Annotated in this window: 13 protein-coding genes and 1 other annotated feature; of the genes, 9 read left to right on the top strand and 4 right to left on the bottom strand. The window is 30.4% G+C overall.

The features are described from left to right. Positions 1-24 precede the first annotated feature (24 nt). Positions 25-1809 (top strand): translational GTPase TypA, encoded by a 1785-nt coding sequence (typA, locus tag H9L18_RS11220; RefSeq protein ID WP_185847432.1) that lies wholly within the window; start codon positions 25-27, stop codon positions 1807-1809. Between the two features lie 44 nt (positions 1810-1853). Here typA and H9L18_RS11215 read toward each other — a convergent pair whose 3' ends face one another. Next, positions 1854-3110, bottom strand: a complete 1257-nt coding sequence (locus tag H9L18_RS11215; RefSeq protein ID WP_126792224.1) for an MFS transporter — start codon at positions 3108-3110, stop codon at positions 1854-1856. Positions 3111-3205: 95 nt separating this feature from the next. Between H9L18_RS11215 and H9L18_RS11210 the strand changes: the two genes are divergently transcribed. The 4 genes from H9L18_RS11210 (at position 3206) to H9L18_RS11195 (ending at position 7961) form a co-directional block, all read left to right on the top strand. Next, complete coding sequence (locus tag H9L18_RS11210) at positions 3206-4195, top strand: helix-turn-helix domain-containing protein (protein WP_126792226.1); 990 nt, start codon at positions 3206-3208, stop codon at positions 4193-4195. Between the two features lie 116 nt (positions 4196-4311). Next, the gene (locus H9L18_RS11205) at positions 4312-5790 is read left to right on the top strand and encodes a DEAD/DEAH box helicase (protein WP_126792228.1); all 1479 of its coding nucleotides are present in this window, start codon (positions 4312-4314) and stop codon (positions 5788-5790) included. A gap of 151 nt (positions 5791-5941) precedes the next feature. Further along, on the top strand, positions 5942-6637 hold the full coding sequence (locus tag H9L18_RS11200; protein WP_126792230.1) for a response regulator transcription factor: 696 nt from the start codon (positions 5942-5944) through the stop codon (positions 6635-6637). Then, positions 6630-7961: a sensor histidine kinase gene (locus tag H9L18_RS11195; RefSeq protein WP_126792232.1), complete on the top strand. Its 1332-nt coding sequence runs from the start codon at positions 6630-6632 to the stop codon at positions 7959-7961. The genes H9L18_RS11200 and H9L18_RS11195 overlap by 8 nt, the downstream gene beginning before the upstream one ends. A gap of 52 nt (positions 7962-8013) precedes the next feature. Here the strand turns inward: H9L18_RS11195 and H9L18_RS11190 are convergent, their stop codons facing one another. Further along, entirely contained in the window at positions 8014-9927 is a 1914-nt protein-coding gene (locus H9L18_RS11190) for a M13 family metallopeptidase (protein ID WP_126792234.1), read from the bottom strand. A gap of 51 nt (positions 9928-9978) precedes the next feature. Beyond that, positions 9979-10989, bottom strand: a complete 1011-nt coding sequence (trpS, locus tag H9L18_RS11185; protein WP_126792236.1) for a tryptophan--tRNA ligase — start codon at positions 10987-10989, stop codon at positions 9979-9981. Positions 10990-11039: 50 nt separating this feature from the next. After that, positions 11040-11251 (bottom strand) — a binding site (T-box leader). 173 nt (positions 11252-11424) lie between these two features. Here trpS and H9L18_RS11180 point away from each other — a divergent pair. Then, the gene (locus H9L18_RS11180) at positions 11425-12033 is read left to right on the top strand and encodes a PepSY domain-containing protein (protein ID WP_185847421.1); all 609 of its coding nucleotides are present in this window, start codon (positions 11425-11427) and stop codon (positions 12031-12033) included. A 44-nt stretch (positions 12034-12077) separates the two neighbouring features. On the opposite strand, the gene H9L18_RS11175 is transcribed toward H9L18_RS11180, so the two are convergent. Next, on the bottom strand, positions 12078-14228 hold the full coding sequence (locus tag H9L18_RS11175; protein WP_126792240.1) for a J domain-containing protein: 2151 nt from the start codon (positions 14226-14228) through the stop codon (positions 12078-12080). A gap of 159 nt (positions 14229-14387) precedes the next feature. Between H9L18_RS11175 and H9L18_RS11170 the strand changes: the two genes are divergently transcribed. From H9L18_RS11170 to H9L18_RS11160, 3 genes are read left to right on the top strand one after another with little or no spacing between them, the layout of a single operon-like run. Next, positions 14388-15323 carry an AAA family ATPase gene (locus H9L18_RS11170; RefSeq protein WP_126792242.1) on the top strand — a complete coding sequence of 312 codons (936 nt, stop codon included), beginning with the start codon at positions 14388-14390 and terminating at the stop codon, positions 15321-15323. 5 nt (positions 15324-15328) lie between these two features. Then, entirely contained in the window at positions 15329-16330 is a 1002-nt protein-coding gene (locus tag H9L18_RS11165; protein ID WP_126792244.1) for a DUF58 domain-containing protein, read from the top strand. Further along, complete coding sequence (locus tag H9L18_RS11160; RefSeq protein ID WP_126792246.1) at positions 16320-18419, top strand: transglutaminase-like domain-containing protein; 2100 nt, start codon at positions 16320-16322, stop codon at positions 18417-18419. The genes H9L18_RS11165 and H9L18_RS11160 overlap by 11 nt, the downstream gene beginning before the upstream one ends. The last annotated feature ends 50 nt before the right edge of the window (positions 18420-18469 follow it).

Raw genomic sequence — 18469 nt, 5'->3', positions numbered from 1 at the left:
CCAAACCAAATTTTTTCTGGAAACATGAGTGAAACCATGATGAATAAACGAAATGTGGCGATTATAGCTCATGTGGATCATGGAAAAACAAGTTTAGTAAATGAACTGATTAAAGAAACAAATGGATTGACCAATAGAACAGTCGAGGAAAGAGCTCTAGACTCTAATGAATTAGAAAAAGAGCGAGGAATTACTATTTTAGCTAAAGCAACATCCATTTATTATAAAGAGACAACTATTAATATTGTAGATACACCAGGACATGCTGACTTTGGTGGAGAAGTTGAGCGAATTATGGGTATGGTAGATGGTGTTGTTATTGTAATCGACGCTTTTGAAGGGCCTATGCCTCAAACTCGATTTGTTTTGGAAAAAGCACTGGCCTATCAATTACCGCTTTTAACAGTGGTTAATAAGGTTGACAGAAAAGGAGCAAATCCGAAGCAAGCAGTTGATCAACTACTCGATTTATTGATTGAGCTTGGTGTAGATGAAGAACAACTTGATTTTCCTGTTGTTTATACGTCAGCTTTAAATGGCACTTCTAGCTATCTACCAGAAGCTACCTCACAAGAAAAATCAATGAAACCTGTCTTAGATTTGATATTAAAAGAAATGCCTAGTCCAGTTGTTCAAACTGGTGATTTTCAATTTCAAATTGCTTTAGTTAGTTATGATAATTATTTAGGTCAAGTAGCAATCGGACGAGTTTTTAGAGGAAGTATTAAATCTGGAGAAACGGTTTCTTTACTTCAATTGGATGGTAAAGTGAGACAGTTTAGAATTAGTAAGTTATTTGTGTTTAAGAATTTAGAAAGAGTTCCTGTTATAGAAGCTTTTGCTGGTGATATTGTTGCTATTTCTGGTTGTGATGAAATGACAGTTGGTGAAACTATTACTAAATTAGGTACGACAGATTGTCTACCAGTAATAGATGTTCAGGAACCAACTATGCAAATGTTGTTTTCAATTAATGACTCACCTTTTGCAGGTCAAGATGGTTCTATGTTGACGATGAGAAAAATAGAAGAACGACTTTTAAGAGAGTTAAAACAAGATGTTTCATTGAAAATGTATAGTACTGATTCTCCTAATAAGTGGTTACTTTATGGAAGAGGCGAATTACATTTTTCTATTTTAATTGAAAAAATGCGTCGAGAAGGATTTGAATTTCAAGTGTCTAGTGCAAGTGTTTTAGAAAAAGAAATAGATGGAAAAAAATACGAGCCATTTGAAAAAGTAATAGCCCGAGCAAAAGAAGATTTTTCAGGGGCAGTCATTGAATCACTTAGTCAAAGAGGCGGCTTACTGCAAGAGATGGAAGTAAAAGAAGGTCAAGCTTATCTGACTTTTTCGATTCCTACAAGAGGGATGATAGGTTATTTAACTGAATTTCTAACCCTGACTAAAGGAACAGGTATTTTTTATCAACAGTTTGATTCGTATCAATTAGCTAAAAATCAAAAATACTTAACAAGAAAAACAGGTTCATTGCTTTCTAAATATACAGGAGTTGTAACGACTTATGGTTTAGAAAATATTGAAGATCGTGGCACTTTATTTGTTAATGCTGGTGATAAAGTTTATGAGGGGATGATTATTGGCGAGCATCATCAATCAAGTGATTTAGAAGTTAATATCACGAGAAAACGTCATCTAAATAATATGCATTCAGCGACCAAAGAGGCAACTTATGTGTTAAGATCAACTAAACAAATGACGTTAGAAGAATCAATGTCATTTATTAAAGAAAATGAGTGTGCTGAAGTAACACCGTTAGAAATTAGACTTAGAAAATATTCATTATAAGATAAAAGAGGAATTGTGAAGTTTTATATCACAATTCCTCTTTTTTAATTGATAGTAATAGGATCACTTACTTTATTATTTCCCAAAACAGCATAGATGAAGAATAAAAAGCTTAAAGCACCAAAGATAAGCCAACTTAGTAGGTCGTTTATTAAATTTGCTGTTCCTAAAAAGATAAGTTGTCCTAATGGAGCTCCTGCCATAGCAAGAACATTAAAAATACCACTTGTTAAACCGAGTTTCTCGGTAGGAACCTCACTAATTAAATAAGCAGAAAGTCTTGGATTAATTTTTCCTAATAGATAGCCAAAACTAAATAATAGAAGAGCCATTAACCATTTTGATTGAATAACAATTAATGAAAAAGGAAGCAAACAAGCATTGATTAAAATAAGGCTGATAATTGTTAATGATTTAATATGCTTAAAGAAGTCCATTGTTAAAAGAGAGCCTAGAAGTAAGCCAACAGATGTACTAATACTCACCAAAGCAATTGTATTTGGTAAGTTACCAAACCACAGAATTTGTCTGTCTAACAAGGAAATATTGAGTAGACCTTCAGCAGATGAAAATAGGAGGTTAATCAAAACCGCAAAGAAAATAATCATTTTCAAGAATGGATTGTTTAAGAAAATAGTCATGGTTTCTTTGAAATCAGAAATAAAAGTAGTTTTTTTCTGTTCTGTTTGAGAGATCATTTGTTGTTCCAATGAGCTGATAAAGTTATAGTGAATAACAATTATTAAAGCAGCAAGTAAAAAAGTAATCGCATTGATCAGGCCAAAAAGTGAAAAGTTGTAGTTTAATTTAACAATAGCAAAAGCGCCAAGGCCTTGGAATATTAATTGAATAAGAGTATTTAAACCACTTTGAAAACCCATTGCTTCAGTTAAATCTTCTTCAGAGATAAGTTGTTTGAAGAAAGGTAATTGAAGTGAACCACTAAAAGTACCTAAACAATCCCCAAGGACATTTATAATAAGCAATAGTAAAAATAATGGTAAGCTTGGTTCAATTAGAATGACTTTTGCTAATAATAAAAATAAAAGAAATTGCCCTATCCGTGCCCCAATAATCCACTTAGTTTTGTTCTTTGTTTTATCAGCGAAGTGACCTATGAAGGGTTGAAAGAAACTAGGAATAAAAATGGTAATAGAAGCAAGAGAAACAGCTAAAGTGTTGAAAGGTAAAGTGCTAGCATAGACAATAAAAACAATGTTATAGAGACTATTTCCAATAGCATTTAGTAAAGAAGCATTTGTTAAAAAGCGATATCCTTTGTTTTTTAAGTAAACATTCATTTTTTTCACCTCATTGATTATTTGTTAAATTAAGTATAGTTGAGGTAAAATGAAGATAATTAAAAATTCTACTATAGTGGAAAAAAGGTGAAGAAATGAATGAAGGTAAATTATTTAGAAAGTTAAGAAAAGACCGTGGATTTAGTTTAGAGCAAGTATCTGATGAGATAAACAGTGTTTCTTTTATAAGTAAGTTTGAAAAAGGGCAATCTAATATTAGCTTTTTAAGGTTTGAGCGTTTAGTTCAAAATGTGAATGTCTCAATGGAAGAGTTTCTTTATTTAAGAGCTTTAGAGGATAATCCTTTTTTAAATGACGACATTAAAGTTTTACGAGGTTATTTAACGAGTGATTTTTATTACTATTTGGCGAGATTGTTAAACATTAATAAATGCTCGGAAAAAAATGAGTTTGAAAAAGGCATCGTAGAGATGAAATTAGTAAAGGAAGAAATGGATCACGCTATTAATTGGCAACGATTTGTAGGGATTTTTTGCGATATTTGTATTGTGATGTATGAGTCAAATATTTTACAAAGAGATGATGCTAATAGTGGAGAAACAGCAGAAGCATTAATGAAAGAGATTAATTATTTATCCAAACCAGTTGTCTCTTATTTGTATAAAGTAGAAGATTGGGGTGTATTTGAAGTTGCTTTATTTAAGTTATTCTTGTTTACATTTAAAGTAGAACAAATTAATCAGCTACTACCAATTGCCATTTCAAGAACCCAAAAAGAAAGTGAATTTCATGTGATGGCAACCTTTAAGATTGAAATCATTTTTTCTAGTTTTTCGTACTTTGCTAATTTTAGACATAAAAAGTGGGCTAAAGAAGCATTGATGATGGCCAGAGATTTATTAAGAGATGAAAAAGATTTAATGAATAGTACGATGCTACTCTTTTATGAAGGATGGTATCATATTATCTTTGAAGAAAAAGATAAAGGAATTGAAAAATGCTATCAAGCTATTTCAATTTTTAATATCTTAGATCAACCAACGTTTCAAAAGCGGTTTAAACTGTTTTTGGAAAATATTTTAAAAAATAAGGAAGAGCCAGATAACTACTTTATGTTTGTCTAATTTCTTAAAAAAATGCTTTTTTCTTCAAATCATGTTAAACTGTTGAAGCTAAAAAAATATAGAGCAAGTTAAATGGTAATGGTATTTTACTTGTTAAATTGAAGGATGTTGATTAAATGAGTCAAAATAGATTTTTGCATTATCCATTGAATGAATCAATTATTAAAGCGTTAGATGTATTAAATTATACAAATCCAACACAAGTTCAAAAAGAAGTTATCCCACTTCTTTTAGAAGGAAAAGATGTGATTGTTAAATCTCAAACAGGTAGTGGTAAAACGGCTGCTTTTGGTATTCCGTTATGTGAGCTTGTTGAATGGGAAGAGCGTGCTCCTCAAGCTTTAGTATTAACACCTACACGAGAACTTGCTACACAAATTAAAGAAGAAATCTTTAATATTGGTCGTTACAAACGAATCAAAGTAGAGGCACTTTTTGGAAAAAGTTCTTATCAATCACAAGTTAAAAATTTAAAACAACGAACACACATTGTCGTAGCAACACCAGGTCGTTTATTCGATCATATTGAGCGAGGTTCAATTGATTTAAGAAAGATTAAAACAGTTATCATAGATGAAGCAGATGAAATGTTTGCAATGGGTTTTATTGAACAAGTTGAACAAATTTTAAAAGAATTACCTAAAAAAAGAACAACTGCTCTATTTTCAGCTACGATGCCTAAAGCTGTTAAAAGTTTATCAGAGAATATCTTAAAAAAACCACAATATGTAGAAATAGAAACAACAGAAGCTACTAAAAGAAGAATTCATCAACAATTTATTCGAGTAGAAGATGGAAATAAATTAAGAACGATGAAGGATATTTTAATTGTAGATAATCCTGATAGTAGTATTATTTTTTGTAACACAAAAATCATGGTAGATAAATTAACAAGTGAATTACAAAAATCTGGTATTAAGATAAATATGCTTCATGGTGGTATGGAACAAAGTGATCGTAGCCAAGTGATAAAAGATTTTAAACGAGGTTATTTCAGACATTTAGTGGCAACAGATGTTGCAGCAAGAGGAATTGATGTAGCAGATATTGGTTTAGTTGTTAACTATGATTTACCTGAAAAACCAGAGACATATGTTCATCGAATTGGTCGAACAGCTCGTTTTGAAAACAGTGGAAAAGCCTTGTCTTTAATCAATCCAAAAGATAAAGCATCTTTTGAGGAAATCTTAAAAATACAAGATAGATTAATTGAAGAAATAGCTTGTCCGTCTAAAGCAACTGTTGAAAAATATAAGATGGCATTTAACGAAAAACAAAGTCAAAAACCGCAACTAAAAAAAGATAAAGGCTTCGATTTCAAAGAAGATATTATGAAAATTCATATTAATGCAGGTAAAAAAACTAAAATGCGACCTGGAGACGTTGTAGGGGCTATTTGTAACATTGAAGGTGTAACAGGAGATGACATTGGTGTTATTGATTTAAAAGACATCTCTACTTTTGTGGAAATTTTAAATGGCAAAGGTCCTCTTGTTTTAAAAACATTACAAAAAACACCTATCAAAGGACGTATGAGAAGAGTCAGTCGTTCGAATGAATCTGATTATGAAAGAGATTTAAAGAGAATGAAGTAGAAATTATTAGCAACTATCCTAAACACCTGTGTTTAGGGTAGTTGCTTTTTATTTATGAAGAAATCTTCATTTTCTTTTTAACTTTTAAAGTGGTGAGAGTTCATTTAATCTAGTAAAATTAAGATAAGAAGCTTTACAAGGAGTGATAAGAATGAGTAATTCACATATTTTATTGGTGGAAGATGAAGCAAGTTTAGCTAGTTTTATTCAAACTGAACTACAATTTGAAGGATATGAAGTGACTTTGGCCAAGGATGGTCAAGAAGCCCTATCTATTTTTGAAAGTAAAAAAGAATCTCTTGATTTAATTTTGCTTGACTGGATGTTACCAATTTATGATGGCATTACTGTAGCAAGAAGAATTAGAAAACAAAGTGATATGCCGATTATTATGATGACGGCAAGAAACCAAACAACAGATATTGTGATTGGATTAGATACAGGACTAGATGATTATTTAACGAAACCTTTTGAAATTGAAGAATTATTTGCTCGTATTAGAGTGATTGAAAGGAGACTAGATAAACGAGAAAAGGAAAGTATTCAGATTGGCTATCAAGGTATTACAATGGATATTGCCAAACACCAAGTTAGTTTAAATCAAGAGGTTATTGATTTAACACCAAAAGAATTTGGACTATTATACGAACTAATCAAGACACCTGAAATTGTCAAAACAAGAGATGAATTACTTAATGAAGTTTGGGATTACGATTACGATGGTCAAACTAACGTAGTAGATGTTTATATTCGAACATTGCGTAATAAATTAGGTGCCAAAACCTTTGGTAAAATGATTCAAACTGTTAGAGGTGTTGGGTATGTTTTGAGGAAAGAAGATGACTAAGAAAAGAACGGCCCAATACCAATTAACAAAACAATTTTTACTTATTTTTCTAGGTGTTTTACTTGTAATGAATCTTCTTTATATTGTGGCTGCTTCTAGATTTGTTTATGAGTTTGTTGAGAATAAAGCTAAAAGTATTGTTAGTACTTTGAAAAGAGAACAAAATCAAGAAACTGATTGGGAAAAAATGATAGATACATTTGTTTCTAAAAAAGATGATGATGCTTTGATTGTTGAAACAAATGAAGGAAAAGTCTTTTTTTCCAATGAGAGCAAGGAAGTCTTTCATGAATTAGAAGAGGGAAAAAGTTTTAAGATATTAAAAAATATTGTATTAAGTGATGACGAATTATATTATGTCGTAGAAGAAAAAGCGAATGATTTTAGTTTTAAACTGGCTGTTAATGCTGAAATGGCAACTGAACTCGTTTCTGGAATGATATTAATTAGCCTTATTCTTAATTTAATGGCAGTTATTTTTGGGAGCATCCTAATTTATTTTAGCATGAGAAGATGGAGCAATAAGTTAAGTGTTATGTCTCAAGAAATTGCACAAGTCGATTTAATGAAGCAAGCAGAATTAACTATTCCAGATAATCCTATTGAAATATCGAATGTTGCTACAGCATTTAATCAATTGATAAAAGAGCAAAAAGAAGCTATTGAAAGAGAAAAACAGTTTATAACCAATGCGTCTCATGATATCAGAACACCTTTAGCAGCGATTAGAGGACATGTTCAACTCATTAAACGAAGAGGAGAAAGTCATCCAGAAGTTATTCCAAACTCCATTGATTTTATTGATAAAGAATCAAAGAGGTTAGAGACGTTGAGTAATCAGCTATTAACGCTTGAGCGAGAAGATTTAACAACACCAAAAGAGATAATTAATTTATCAGAGTTGCTTCTATATGAGATTGAGAAAGTTCAATTATTGACTACCTTTGAATTTATAACAGAAGTAAAAAATGATGTATCTTATTTTGGTAGAAAAGGTGAATTTCAGCAGATTTTTCAAAATTTAATTGAAAATGCTATTAAATATTCGCCAGGTGAAACCGAGATTAAAATAGCTTTAGAAGAAACAACATCAACTATTATTTTTACTGTATCAGATTATGGTTTGGGAATTTCTGATAAGGAAAAGAAACGAGTTTTTGAAAGATTTTATCGTGTCGATAATTCAAGAACTAGCCAAACAGAAGGTTCTGGAGTTGGTTTATCAATCGTTGAGAAAATTGTCTCTTCCTATAGAGGAACGATTGATATTAAAAATAATGAGCCAAAAGGAACCATTTTTAAAGTAAATTTACCTAAAATGTAAAAAAAGGCTATCATCAAAGATGGCCTTTTTTTACGTTTATTTGTGCTAATTTTTACCAAATACTAATTCTTTTTTCAGGTTCCAAGTACATGGCATCTGATTTTGTAATATCATACAAGTGGTAAAATTCGTCTAGATTTTTTACTTGAATATTAGCTCTTAACTTATTTGGTGAGTGTACATCAACAGCTAAAAGTAAATCAATGTATTGTTCTTGAGATTTTTGACGCCAGATACGCGCCCAATTTTCAAATAAATCAGTTCCGCTAAAGTCTTCTTCTAATTGAGCAGCTTCAAGGGCACAACTTAAACCACCAGCATCAGCAATGTTTTCAGATACAGTCAGTGTTCCATTAACTTTACTGTTACCAAAAGGTATGTCATCGAATTGTTCAATCATTTGTTTTGTTAGTTCTTCAAAATGTGCTAAGTCTGTTTCAGTCCACCAATCATTAAGATTGCCTAATTCATCAAATTTAGCGCCATTATTATCAAACGCGTGAGAGATTTCATGAGCAATGACAGCTCCAATACCACCATAATTTGCACTTCTTGATTGTTTAAAATCATAGAACGGAGCTTGAAGAATAGCAGCTGGAAAGACAATAACATTTTTTTGAGGATGATAATAAGCGTTAACGGTATCAGCACTCATTTCCCATTCATTACGATCAACTTTTTGGTTGTAGCGACGGAAGGAATAATCAGAAGTAATCTTGTTAAACTGTTCAACATTTTCGATTAGAGAACCTCCATCAGCTTTGCTTGTTGTAATAAAACGAGAGTAAATCGAAGGTATCTCTTCGGGATAGCCAACATGAATACCTAATCGATTAAGTTTTAAAATAGCTGTTTTTTTAGTTTCTTCCTCTAGCCATTCATTTTTTGATAAACGTTCTTGATAGATTTGAATCATCTGCTGAACCATTTCATGTACATCATCTTTAGCAGCTTGACCAAAATAATTTTTAGCATAGTATTGACCAATTACTTGATTAAACTGTCCAGTTGCTTGATAAAAATAGGTTTTTTCTTTTGAGAAAGCTTCTTTTGCGCCAGAAAGAGCTAAGCTATATTGATTAGCAATTTGTCTAAAATCTTCTGTTAATAAATGACTAAAAGAAAGAACATACGAACAAATCATCCAATGTTTCATTTTTTCAAAGGTTTCATCAGAAACTAGTTTTTCTAACTTTTCAAAATAGTTAGGTTCTGTCACAATAATTTTGTTTGGCGATTGTTTTAGTAGGGCAGTTAAGAACTGATTAAAATTAATAGAAGAATGATAATTAGCTACTTCTTCGAGTGTTTTAGGGTTATACATTTTAGTATAATCCGCACTTTCTTCAGCACTCTTAATAAAAGGTACTAAACTTTCATCGAAAGAAAGACAGTCTACAACAATTAATTCTGCTTCATCTTTTTTGTAACCTACCATTTTAAGTAATTTTATCATCATACCTTTGTAAACCGTAAGAAGCTCTTCTTTATTAGGATGTTTTTCATCATAATAAGTAGTGTCAGGTAAAATTAAATTAGTAGGAGCAAGATAAACGCCATATGTATCTGCTTTTTCCATATCTGAGCTGACATCTAAAACAAAGGGATTAGGATAGCCAGACAATAGCCAATCTTCTAATTGATTACTCCAGTCACTTAAAGCATTTAAATCGTTGATTCGATTTAAACGATTTTTTATAGGTGTCATGCCAAGGTTGTTTCTTGTTTCTTCATCAGAAACCAATTCGTAGAAATCTTTAAATGATTGAAGTTCTTTTGATGTCACTGGAATGTCACCTGTTGCCATTTTCTTAACATCTTCCATTAAGAGAACTTCGATTTCATCAGCAAGACTTGAAAAGCTATTGATACTAGGTTTATCTGAAGGGATTTCTGCTTCCTTCAACCATTTTTCATTAACGTATTCATAAAAATCTGTTTTTGGACTTAATTTCTCTTGGTTCATTGAATTCACTCCTTTAAATATTATTATATCCTTTTCTAAATAAAAGGGTTACTAAAAATAATTAATTCCCATTGCTCGTTTAACTTCATCAAGTGTTTCTGTTGCGCGTTCCTCGGCTTTTAAACTTCCAGCTTTTAGAATTTCCATTAGATAAGCATCATCTTTTTCAAATTCATTGCGTTTTAATCGAATAGATAACAAAGTTTCTTGTAAGATTTCATTTAGATAATTTTTAATCTTAACATCACCAAGTCCACCTTCTCTGTAGTGTTGTTTTAATTGTTCTACTTCATTTTTATCAGTCGCAAAAATATCTAGGTATTCAAAAACCATGTTCCCTTCAACTTGTCCAGGATCTGAAACATGAATATGGTTAGGGTCAGTATACATACTCATAATTTTTTTCTTAATAGTGGCTTCATCATCAGAAAGATAAATACCGTTATTAAGGGATTTACTCATTTTACCTTGTCCATCAATTCCTTTTAGACGTTCTTGATTTTTTTTAGGAAGAACAATTTCAGGCTCAATTAAACAATCGGTGTTATAAATACGATTAAAACTTCGAACAATTTCTTTTGTCTGTTCAATCATAGGTAATTGATCGCCACCAACTGGCACATGAGTTGCCTTGAAGGCTGTAATGTCTGCTGCTTGGCTGACTGGATAAGTCAGAAAACCAGCAGGTAAACTTGTTTCAAAGTTTTTTTCTTTCATCTCTGATTTAACAGTTGGATTTCGGTAGAGACGGGATACTGTTACGAGATTTAAGTAATACATCATTAATTCAGATAGTTGAGGAATTTTTGATTGAATAAAAATAGTTGATTTTGCTGGGTCTAGCCCAATAGCTAAATAGTCTAAAATGACTTCTCTGACACTTTTCTGAATTTTTAACGGATTATCCGCATTATCGGTTAAGGCTTGTTGATCGGCAATCATGATAAACTGCTGCGTATTTTCTAACTCTTGAATAGCTACTCTATTTTTTAATGAACCAACATAATGACCTAAATGTAATTTTCCTGTGGGACGATCCCCTGTTAAGTATATTTTTTCCATTTTTTTCCTCCTTGTAATAAAAAAAGTCACCCTCAAACAAGCAAAACTTGTTTGAGGGTGACTGAAATCACGGTACCACCTCAAAATTAACTCACGTAGTTAACCTACACTAATAACGCTAGTTAGCGGACCTTTCTACTAATGTAAACATATTTGAAAGATCATTCAGAAGGCCATTCACACTATTTTTATGTAAGTTTTCACCAACCACTTACTCTCTAAAAGTAAAAATATTGCTACTAATCTTCTTCAAAAATTTATCATTTAATAATTGTGAAAATTATAGTCCTAAAAATAAAAAAAAGCAAGTTAGATTATTTTAGATAAAAAAATGAAGAAATCTTCATCTGAACTTTAAATGAAATGAGTTTAGAAAAAAAGAATATTTGTTATGATAATAGTATCAAATGAATAAATAATAAGGAGAGAAAAATGATGAAAAAAACTTTATTGGCAGGTATTACTTTCGTGTTACTAGGTGTTATGGTAGGGTGTGGCAATAAAACGGTACAGCAACCAGCAAGTGAATCTAAAAATAAGACAACAAATGTATCAACAACAGACTCTCAAGTAAGTGAAAAAACAAAAGTTGAAAAAGTTAAAACAATCGATGTGTCAGATGCTATTAAAATCTATCAAGAAAAACATCCTAAAACAGATATTACTTCAGTAGAACTTGAATCAGAACGTAGCGGATTAGTTTATAAGATTGAGGGAGTTGATGATGAAACTGAGTATGATTTAACTATCAACGCTTCGTCAAAAGAAATTCTTCGTGACAAATCAGAAAAACTGGATAAAGAAGATAGAGCTGGTGTCAAAAGAAAACAAGATAAATTAGACTTAAAAGATATTATTTCGATTGATGAAGCTACAATAATTGCTGAAAAAGAAACAGGTTTTGGTACTGCACAGGAATGGAGTTTAGATAAAGATTTAAGCACAACTTATTGGGAAGTTAAAGGAGTAGAAGGACGTAAGGAAGCCCAAATTAAAATAGATGCTAAAAGTGGTAAAGTATTGGAGTTTGAATTAGATGACTAAATAAAAGATAAAAAACAGTTTGACTTAAAAGTCAAACTGTTTTTTTATCTTTTCGATCCAACGTCATATCGCCATGGTTTTTTTATAAAACCGAGAGGAGATTTATCTTCAATTGATTTTGTGTAGTTATCAGGTACATTTTCAAAGTAATCAGAGTAAAGTTGGTTTATTTTATTTTCTTCATTGAATTCAATGAAAAGAACTTCCCCTTTTTGATTAGCAAGAACAACAGCATGTGTTTTGACATTTTCGGGTTTTATAACTAAAGGATATGAATAACCAAAAGTATCTAAGTATTCTAAGTCACTTTCAGTTATATTTTCCAAACTATTATACATTGATTCAGTCATGTAGGTATCATAAAGTTGATTTAACTCTTCTTTAAAAGCCTCAACCCCATCGTATCTTCTATTAATATCTTTGAAAAAGTATTCTATTGAATCATAAGTTCCAATATTTTCAAGGTAAGTTAAATTGTCTTCTTCAATTTTTTCTATATCGACAATTTTATTTTGTTTATCTACGGTTAACTTTAAATAAAAGTCATCTAATAGATCAAATGATACGTAAACAACTAGTTGATTGTCATCTGATAAGTATCGGGAGCCTGTTGGTTTAGGTCTAGAAATTTCGGTTGAATAATCTAAAGTATTTTCGTAATCCTTCTTAAGTGTATTTAATTTTTCTAAAGCTTCATCTGAAATATAAACATCTTCATGTAGTTGTTCTTTACTAGAAAAGAGATAACGAAATAATTGATAGTTGATTTTTTCTCTCTCTTCTCTCTCTTCTTTTCTAATTTTTATGTAGTCATTTCTTCTTTCTTTTTCTCCTTTTTCTTTTTGAAATTTAGAGACCTCATCGTTATCTTGTTGAGAATTTTTGTTAGAATCTACTTCATCAAGAGAGCTGATTAATACAAAAAAGATAGGAACTACTACCAATATAATAGCAAAAATTTTTTTAAATTTTTTTTTGGCTTTTTTCTCGACTTGTTTTTTTCCTTGAATCCGATTTGTATTCCTCTTTTGATTTTGTTCTGGAACAATCTTTTTTGTTTTAAAAATTTTCATTTGAGAAATGATTTTTTCTTTCGTATCTTCTGATACCCAGCTCAAGCTAATGATGTCAGCACTAGTAATAACAAAATTTCTTTTTCCTTCTAGAAAATTAAGATAATCACTTAGCACTTTAACATCATGATGATATTTATCAGAAGTAATTTTAGCTAAAAGAAGTTTAATTTCTTTTGTTTTAGGTTCGGCGTCTTCTAACAGCAAGCACAGGCTATTCAAATAAATAAAGTCATCATCTAAATAAGACATGGAAGAAACTTCGTTTAAGTCTGTGACAGGTATTGATGTATGGGAGTTTTCTACTTGAATATAATCATGAAATTTATATCTTAATTTAAAATATTGATTACGACTATTTTTATCAACGTGATTAAATATGTCATAGTTTAAATAGTTTTCTTTAACAACTCGCTTTTTAAAAATAGTTTTATCCTGATCAGTATCATAATTTCTTTCAGTTAACTCACAAAGTTTAATAATTTCTTGTCGTGTTTTATCGTCAAGGAGTGAGTAGTTTTCAATCAAATAGACTTTCATTACTGTCTGAACGTGATTTTTAATATCTTCTGATTGATGTAAGTAAGGGGAGAGTAGATTAGACCAACCATGACCATCATTGTAAAAGTTCTTTTGGGCTAAATAAGTTGTCATGTCCTCTATAAAATGACTTGTTGGTGCTTCCCTTTTTGGAAGAGGATCCTTTTTAGCGTTTCTTTTTTTGACTTCTGTTTTTTTCTTTTCTTCTATTATTTGATTTATTTTGTTTTTCAATGGTTCTATTTCAATTTGTGTAGGCTTTTCATTTCTTTTTGACTCATCTATTTGTGTTGTACTTTCAACGTTTTTAGAAATTTCTTCTTTGATAGTTGTAGGCTTGTTGCTTTCAATAACTGTTTCATTTTTTTGAATATCGACTTTAGATTTAGGGGTACTGTCTTGAAAAGAGTATGTTTCTCTGTTATTGATTGTTTTTAAAATGTCATTGTAGGCTTTTCTTAATTCTTGATAGTCTTTTAAATTCCTTGACATATCGATATTTTTTAGCTTTTTTGCGTAAGCTGCACGAACTTCATCGATTGTTGCCTTTTCATCAATTCCTAGAATTTTATAATGATCCATGTTTACTCCTCCTGTAATCATAAAGAAAAATAGTGTTTTAAATTACCATATAACTCCTCATTATGATTATATCATAGGATATACAGTCTATTTCATGTCTTTAATAAGAAAAATAAGAAAATATAGTATAATAAAATACAAAGAGAGGATGGTAGAACGATGACTGAAGAAAAAAACAAGATTCCCCAACTAATAGATGAAGTGTCAAAAGCAATTTTAGGAAAAAGAGACATCATACAATTAACGTTAACAGCTATTTTAGCTGGCGGACACATTCTATTTGAAGATGTCCCAGGCGTCGGAAAAACTCTTTTGGTTAAAACAATTGCTAGTGCTATTCAAAGTGATTATAAACGAGTTCAGTTTACACCAGACTTATTACCCAGTGATATTTTAGGTGTTTCTATGTTTAACCAGAAAGAAAATAAATTTGAATTTCATAAGGGGCCTATATTTACTACCCTTTTATTAGTAGATGAAATTAATCGAACAACACCGAAAACTCAAGTAGCATTATTAGAAGCAATGGCAGAAAAAAGTGTGACGATAGATAATCAAACTTATTCATTATCAGATGATTTTACAGTTCTTGCGACTCAAAATCCTGTTGAATTTGAAGGAACTTACCTACTTCCAGAAGCTCAATTAGACCGATTTTTATTACGTTTAAAAATAGGCTATCCTAGTTTTGAGGATGAATTGAAATTAATATTAGGTGGTAATAGAGAAGAAATACCAATTGAACCAATCATGTCACTAGAAGAAATAGCTGTTTTAAAGAACCAAGTCAGTCAAATTTTTATTCATGAAAAAGTAGCAAATTACGCATTGAAGTTAGTTCAAGCAACAAGAGAGCATGAGAGTATTTTACTGGGCGTAAGCCCAAGAGGAAGTGAAGCGCTTATCAAAGCCGCTAAAGCCTATGCTTTAACTGAAGGTAGAGAGCACGTTGTCCCTAGTGACCTTCAACTCTTGGTTCCAGCTGTTTTTGGTCATCGTTTACAATTAAAATACCACGGTAAATCAAGAGAAGCTGAACTCGAAAAAATATTAAATCAAATTATCAAACATGTCCCAGTACCAATTGGGAGGTAATAAGGATGAATAAACTAAATAGTTTTTTATTTTTAGTGATTTACTCACTTCTTTGTTTATACGCGGTAACCTTTAATAATAAATTAGGATGGATTTTATTAACTTTTTTTACTTTATTTTTTCTTATTAGTCTCATTTCAATGATTTCTCCTATTAGTAAAATTTATGTTAAAGATTTAGATGAAAGGATTCTTGAAATTGGAGAAAAAAGTCATTTGAAAATTGAAATAGAAAGTAAGGGTAAGATAAAAGTTTTTTATCCTGTTTTAGTTCTTGAAAATGCTGTTGTATCTTTTCAAAAAATACTCCCTCTTTTTTTTAAGAAAAGAGAAGATTTTGTTATTGAATTAATTCCGAATAGAAGAGGTGCTTACAAAACACTTGAAATGACAATAAGATCAAGTGATTTATTTGGCTTGCTATATAAAGAAAAAAAACAATTAATAAAAGCAAATCTCTTTGTTTTACCTCATTTTTTGCCAGAAGTAATGAATCTTTTACCTTTAATTAAGTTAAAAGAAGAAAAATGGAGATTTGGAGAATCTACATTTGATTTAGAAAAATTAAGAACCTATCAAAAAGGTGATTCTGTTAAGCAAATTGATTGGAAAATTTCTAGTAAGAAGCAAACTTTGATTGTTAAGGAGTATGAACAAGTTAAATCAGTTAGGCCTTTGCTAATTTTTTATGGTGTTAGAAGTTTTTATTACGAACAAACATTAGCTGTTTTTTATTCTCTTTACCAAATCATAGACGATGTTGATTTTTTATTAATTGAAAGTGAAACAAAGTACTGGTTTAATCCTAGTATTTATCAATTTTGTGAAATAGAAAGAAGCGATGATCCAGGGGAATTTCCAGAACTAGAAGCAGAGAATCTCATTATTTTTACACCAGAAAGAACTAAACGTTTTGAAAAACAGTTAGATCAATTGGATAAGCGTAAAAAGATTCAAGTAGTAGATTTTACTAGTTTAAAAGAGGAGGTTTTTTTAAATGATGTCTAGAAAAACTACTTTTTTATTTTTACTTATTTCTATTTTGTTATTCATTACTTCTTTTACGCCTATGCTATGGGTGTTTGAAATTCCTTTTATTTCATTTTTACCATTTATCGTTTTTGTTCTATGTTTAGTGGGTTGCTTTGTTCCAAGTGGTCTGTCTAGAACACTATTTTATTTATTCATTTCTTTTTTAGGTGTTTCTCTTCCAAATTTATTAGTTAATAAGATTTCAATAACCTCTTTTATTTTGACAGAATATCAGGGAATAAAAGATCTTATTATAAATAATTCACAGGAGTATTCTTCTAATTTATCTTTTTTCTTATTACTTCTTTTTTTAGTTAGTCTAATTGAGATTCAGATGGTCAATAAACAGGTATTACTTGTTGGATTTATTATTGTTTTTTATTTGTTACTGTTAAATATTTTTAATGACTTATCCATTGTTCCCAATATTTTATTAGTTATTGGATTAACTTTAGTGACAAGAAATTTATTGTTGATGAAAAGTAATAAATTATTTCTTATTTCGTCTGTATTTATCATAGGGGTAAGCTTTATGTCAGTCCTTTTACCAACACAAAAGATTCAAGCAAGTATCCTTAGTTTTAGTGCACCATACCGCTCCAAAATAGAAAATAAGGGTCTGTATGCTTACATCAATAGTCGAAAGTATAAAGAAGCAAGTAGCACGGGCTTTGATGAAGATGACAGCGAGCTAGGTGGAGCTTTATATGATGATGAAACAGAGCAGTTTAAAGTCGTTCAAAAAAATCCACATTATTGGAGAATTGGTAGTAAGGATACATATACTGGTAAGGGCTGGATTGCTTCTAAAGATAGCCAATCCCAAAATAGTGATTTTACGGACCAGTTACTAATAGAAAAGAAAAATTTGGTAGATGAAACAAAAGAAGTAATCGACATGACTTTTTACTATTCGAAAAAATATATACCAATTACGTATGGTGATTTAATTGTAAAAGGAACTGATAATACCAGTTATTTTTCACAAAATTTGGCAACAGACCGTATTGATTCAAAAGAAAGTAATTATAAAAACCAAGTAGAAATGACCATACAAGAATTAGCTATTTCTGATGAACAACTAAAATCTAGTTCTAATAAGTCGCCAAAGAGCGAAATAGATTATTTACAATTACCTAATAATTTTCCAAAAAGAATAGAAAAGTTAACAAAGCAAGTAACCAAAGATAAAACTGATACTATTTCTAAAGTAAGAGCAGTTGAAGCGTATCTAAAGAATAATTCTGAATTGTCATATTCTAAACAAGAAGTATCCTATCCAGAGGAAGATCAAGACTATGTAGATCATTTTCTTTTTGATTCAAAAGTAGGTTATTGTAATAATTATTCTACTGCGATGGTGACGATGCTTAGAACAATAAAAATTCCTTCTAGGTGGGTAAAAGGATTTAACACGGGGAGTGTTATCACGAAAGAAAATGATAGAGATGTGTATATCATTCGAAATAAGGATGCTCATTCGTGGGTGGAGGTTTATTTTGAAGGATTTGGTTGGCTTTCATTTGAACCAACACCAACATTTAATCAACCACAAAATGGAAATAAAAAAGAGAATAAAGTAAAAAAGGAGACAGTTGATTCAAAAGAATTAAAAACAAAAGAAACAAATCAATCTGAAAAAGATGACTCTAAAAAAATAGAGAAGGAAAATGAAATATCTAAAGAAAAAGAAACTACCAAAAATAAAAAACAACTAAACTATTTTTTATTAATATTAATTTTGATTTTACTTTGTACACTCTTGCTTGTCGTTATTAACAATTGGTTTTATGTCTATACTTCAGTTTTATTAACTAGAAAGAATCCTCCGTTTGAAAAAATATACCACTTAATTCTTACTGAGGCACAAAAGAAATATCCTCGAGAAAAATCAATGCCTTTAAAAGAATATGCTCAAATTTTTGAAAATGAGTATGATGAATATAAAGGAGCGTTTATCGAATTGACAGATGAATTTGAAGTTCAATTATATAGTAACTATGATAATGCCATGATATTGAATAAAGAAAAATTATTCATTGTGATAACACAATTAAAGAAGTAACTAGTCAAATAGAAGGTTTTTTCCATTATTTTAATGAGAATTGTAAAAAA

This window comes from Vagococcus carniphilus (assembly GCF_014397115.1).
GTDB lineage: Bacteria > Bacillota > Bacilli > Lactobacillales > Vagococcaceae > Vagococcus > Vagococcus carniphilus.
The sequence above is the reverse complement of the archived record's forward strand: the minus strand, read 5'-3'. Positions and strand labels throughout refer to the sequence as shown.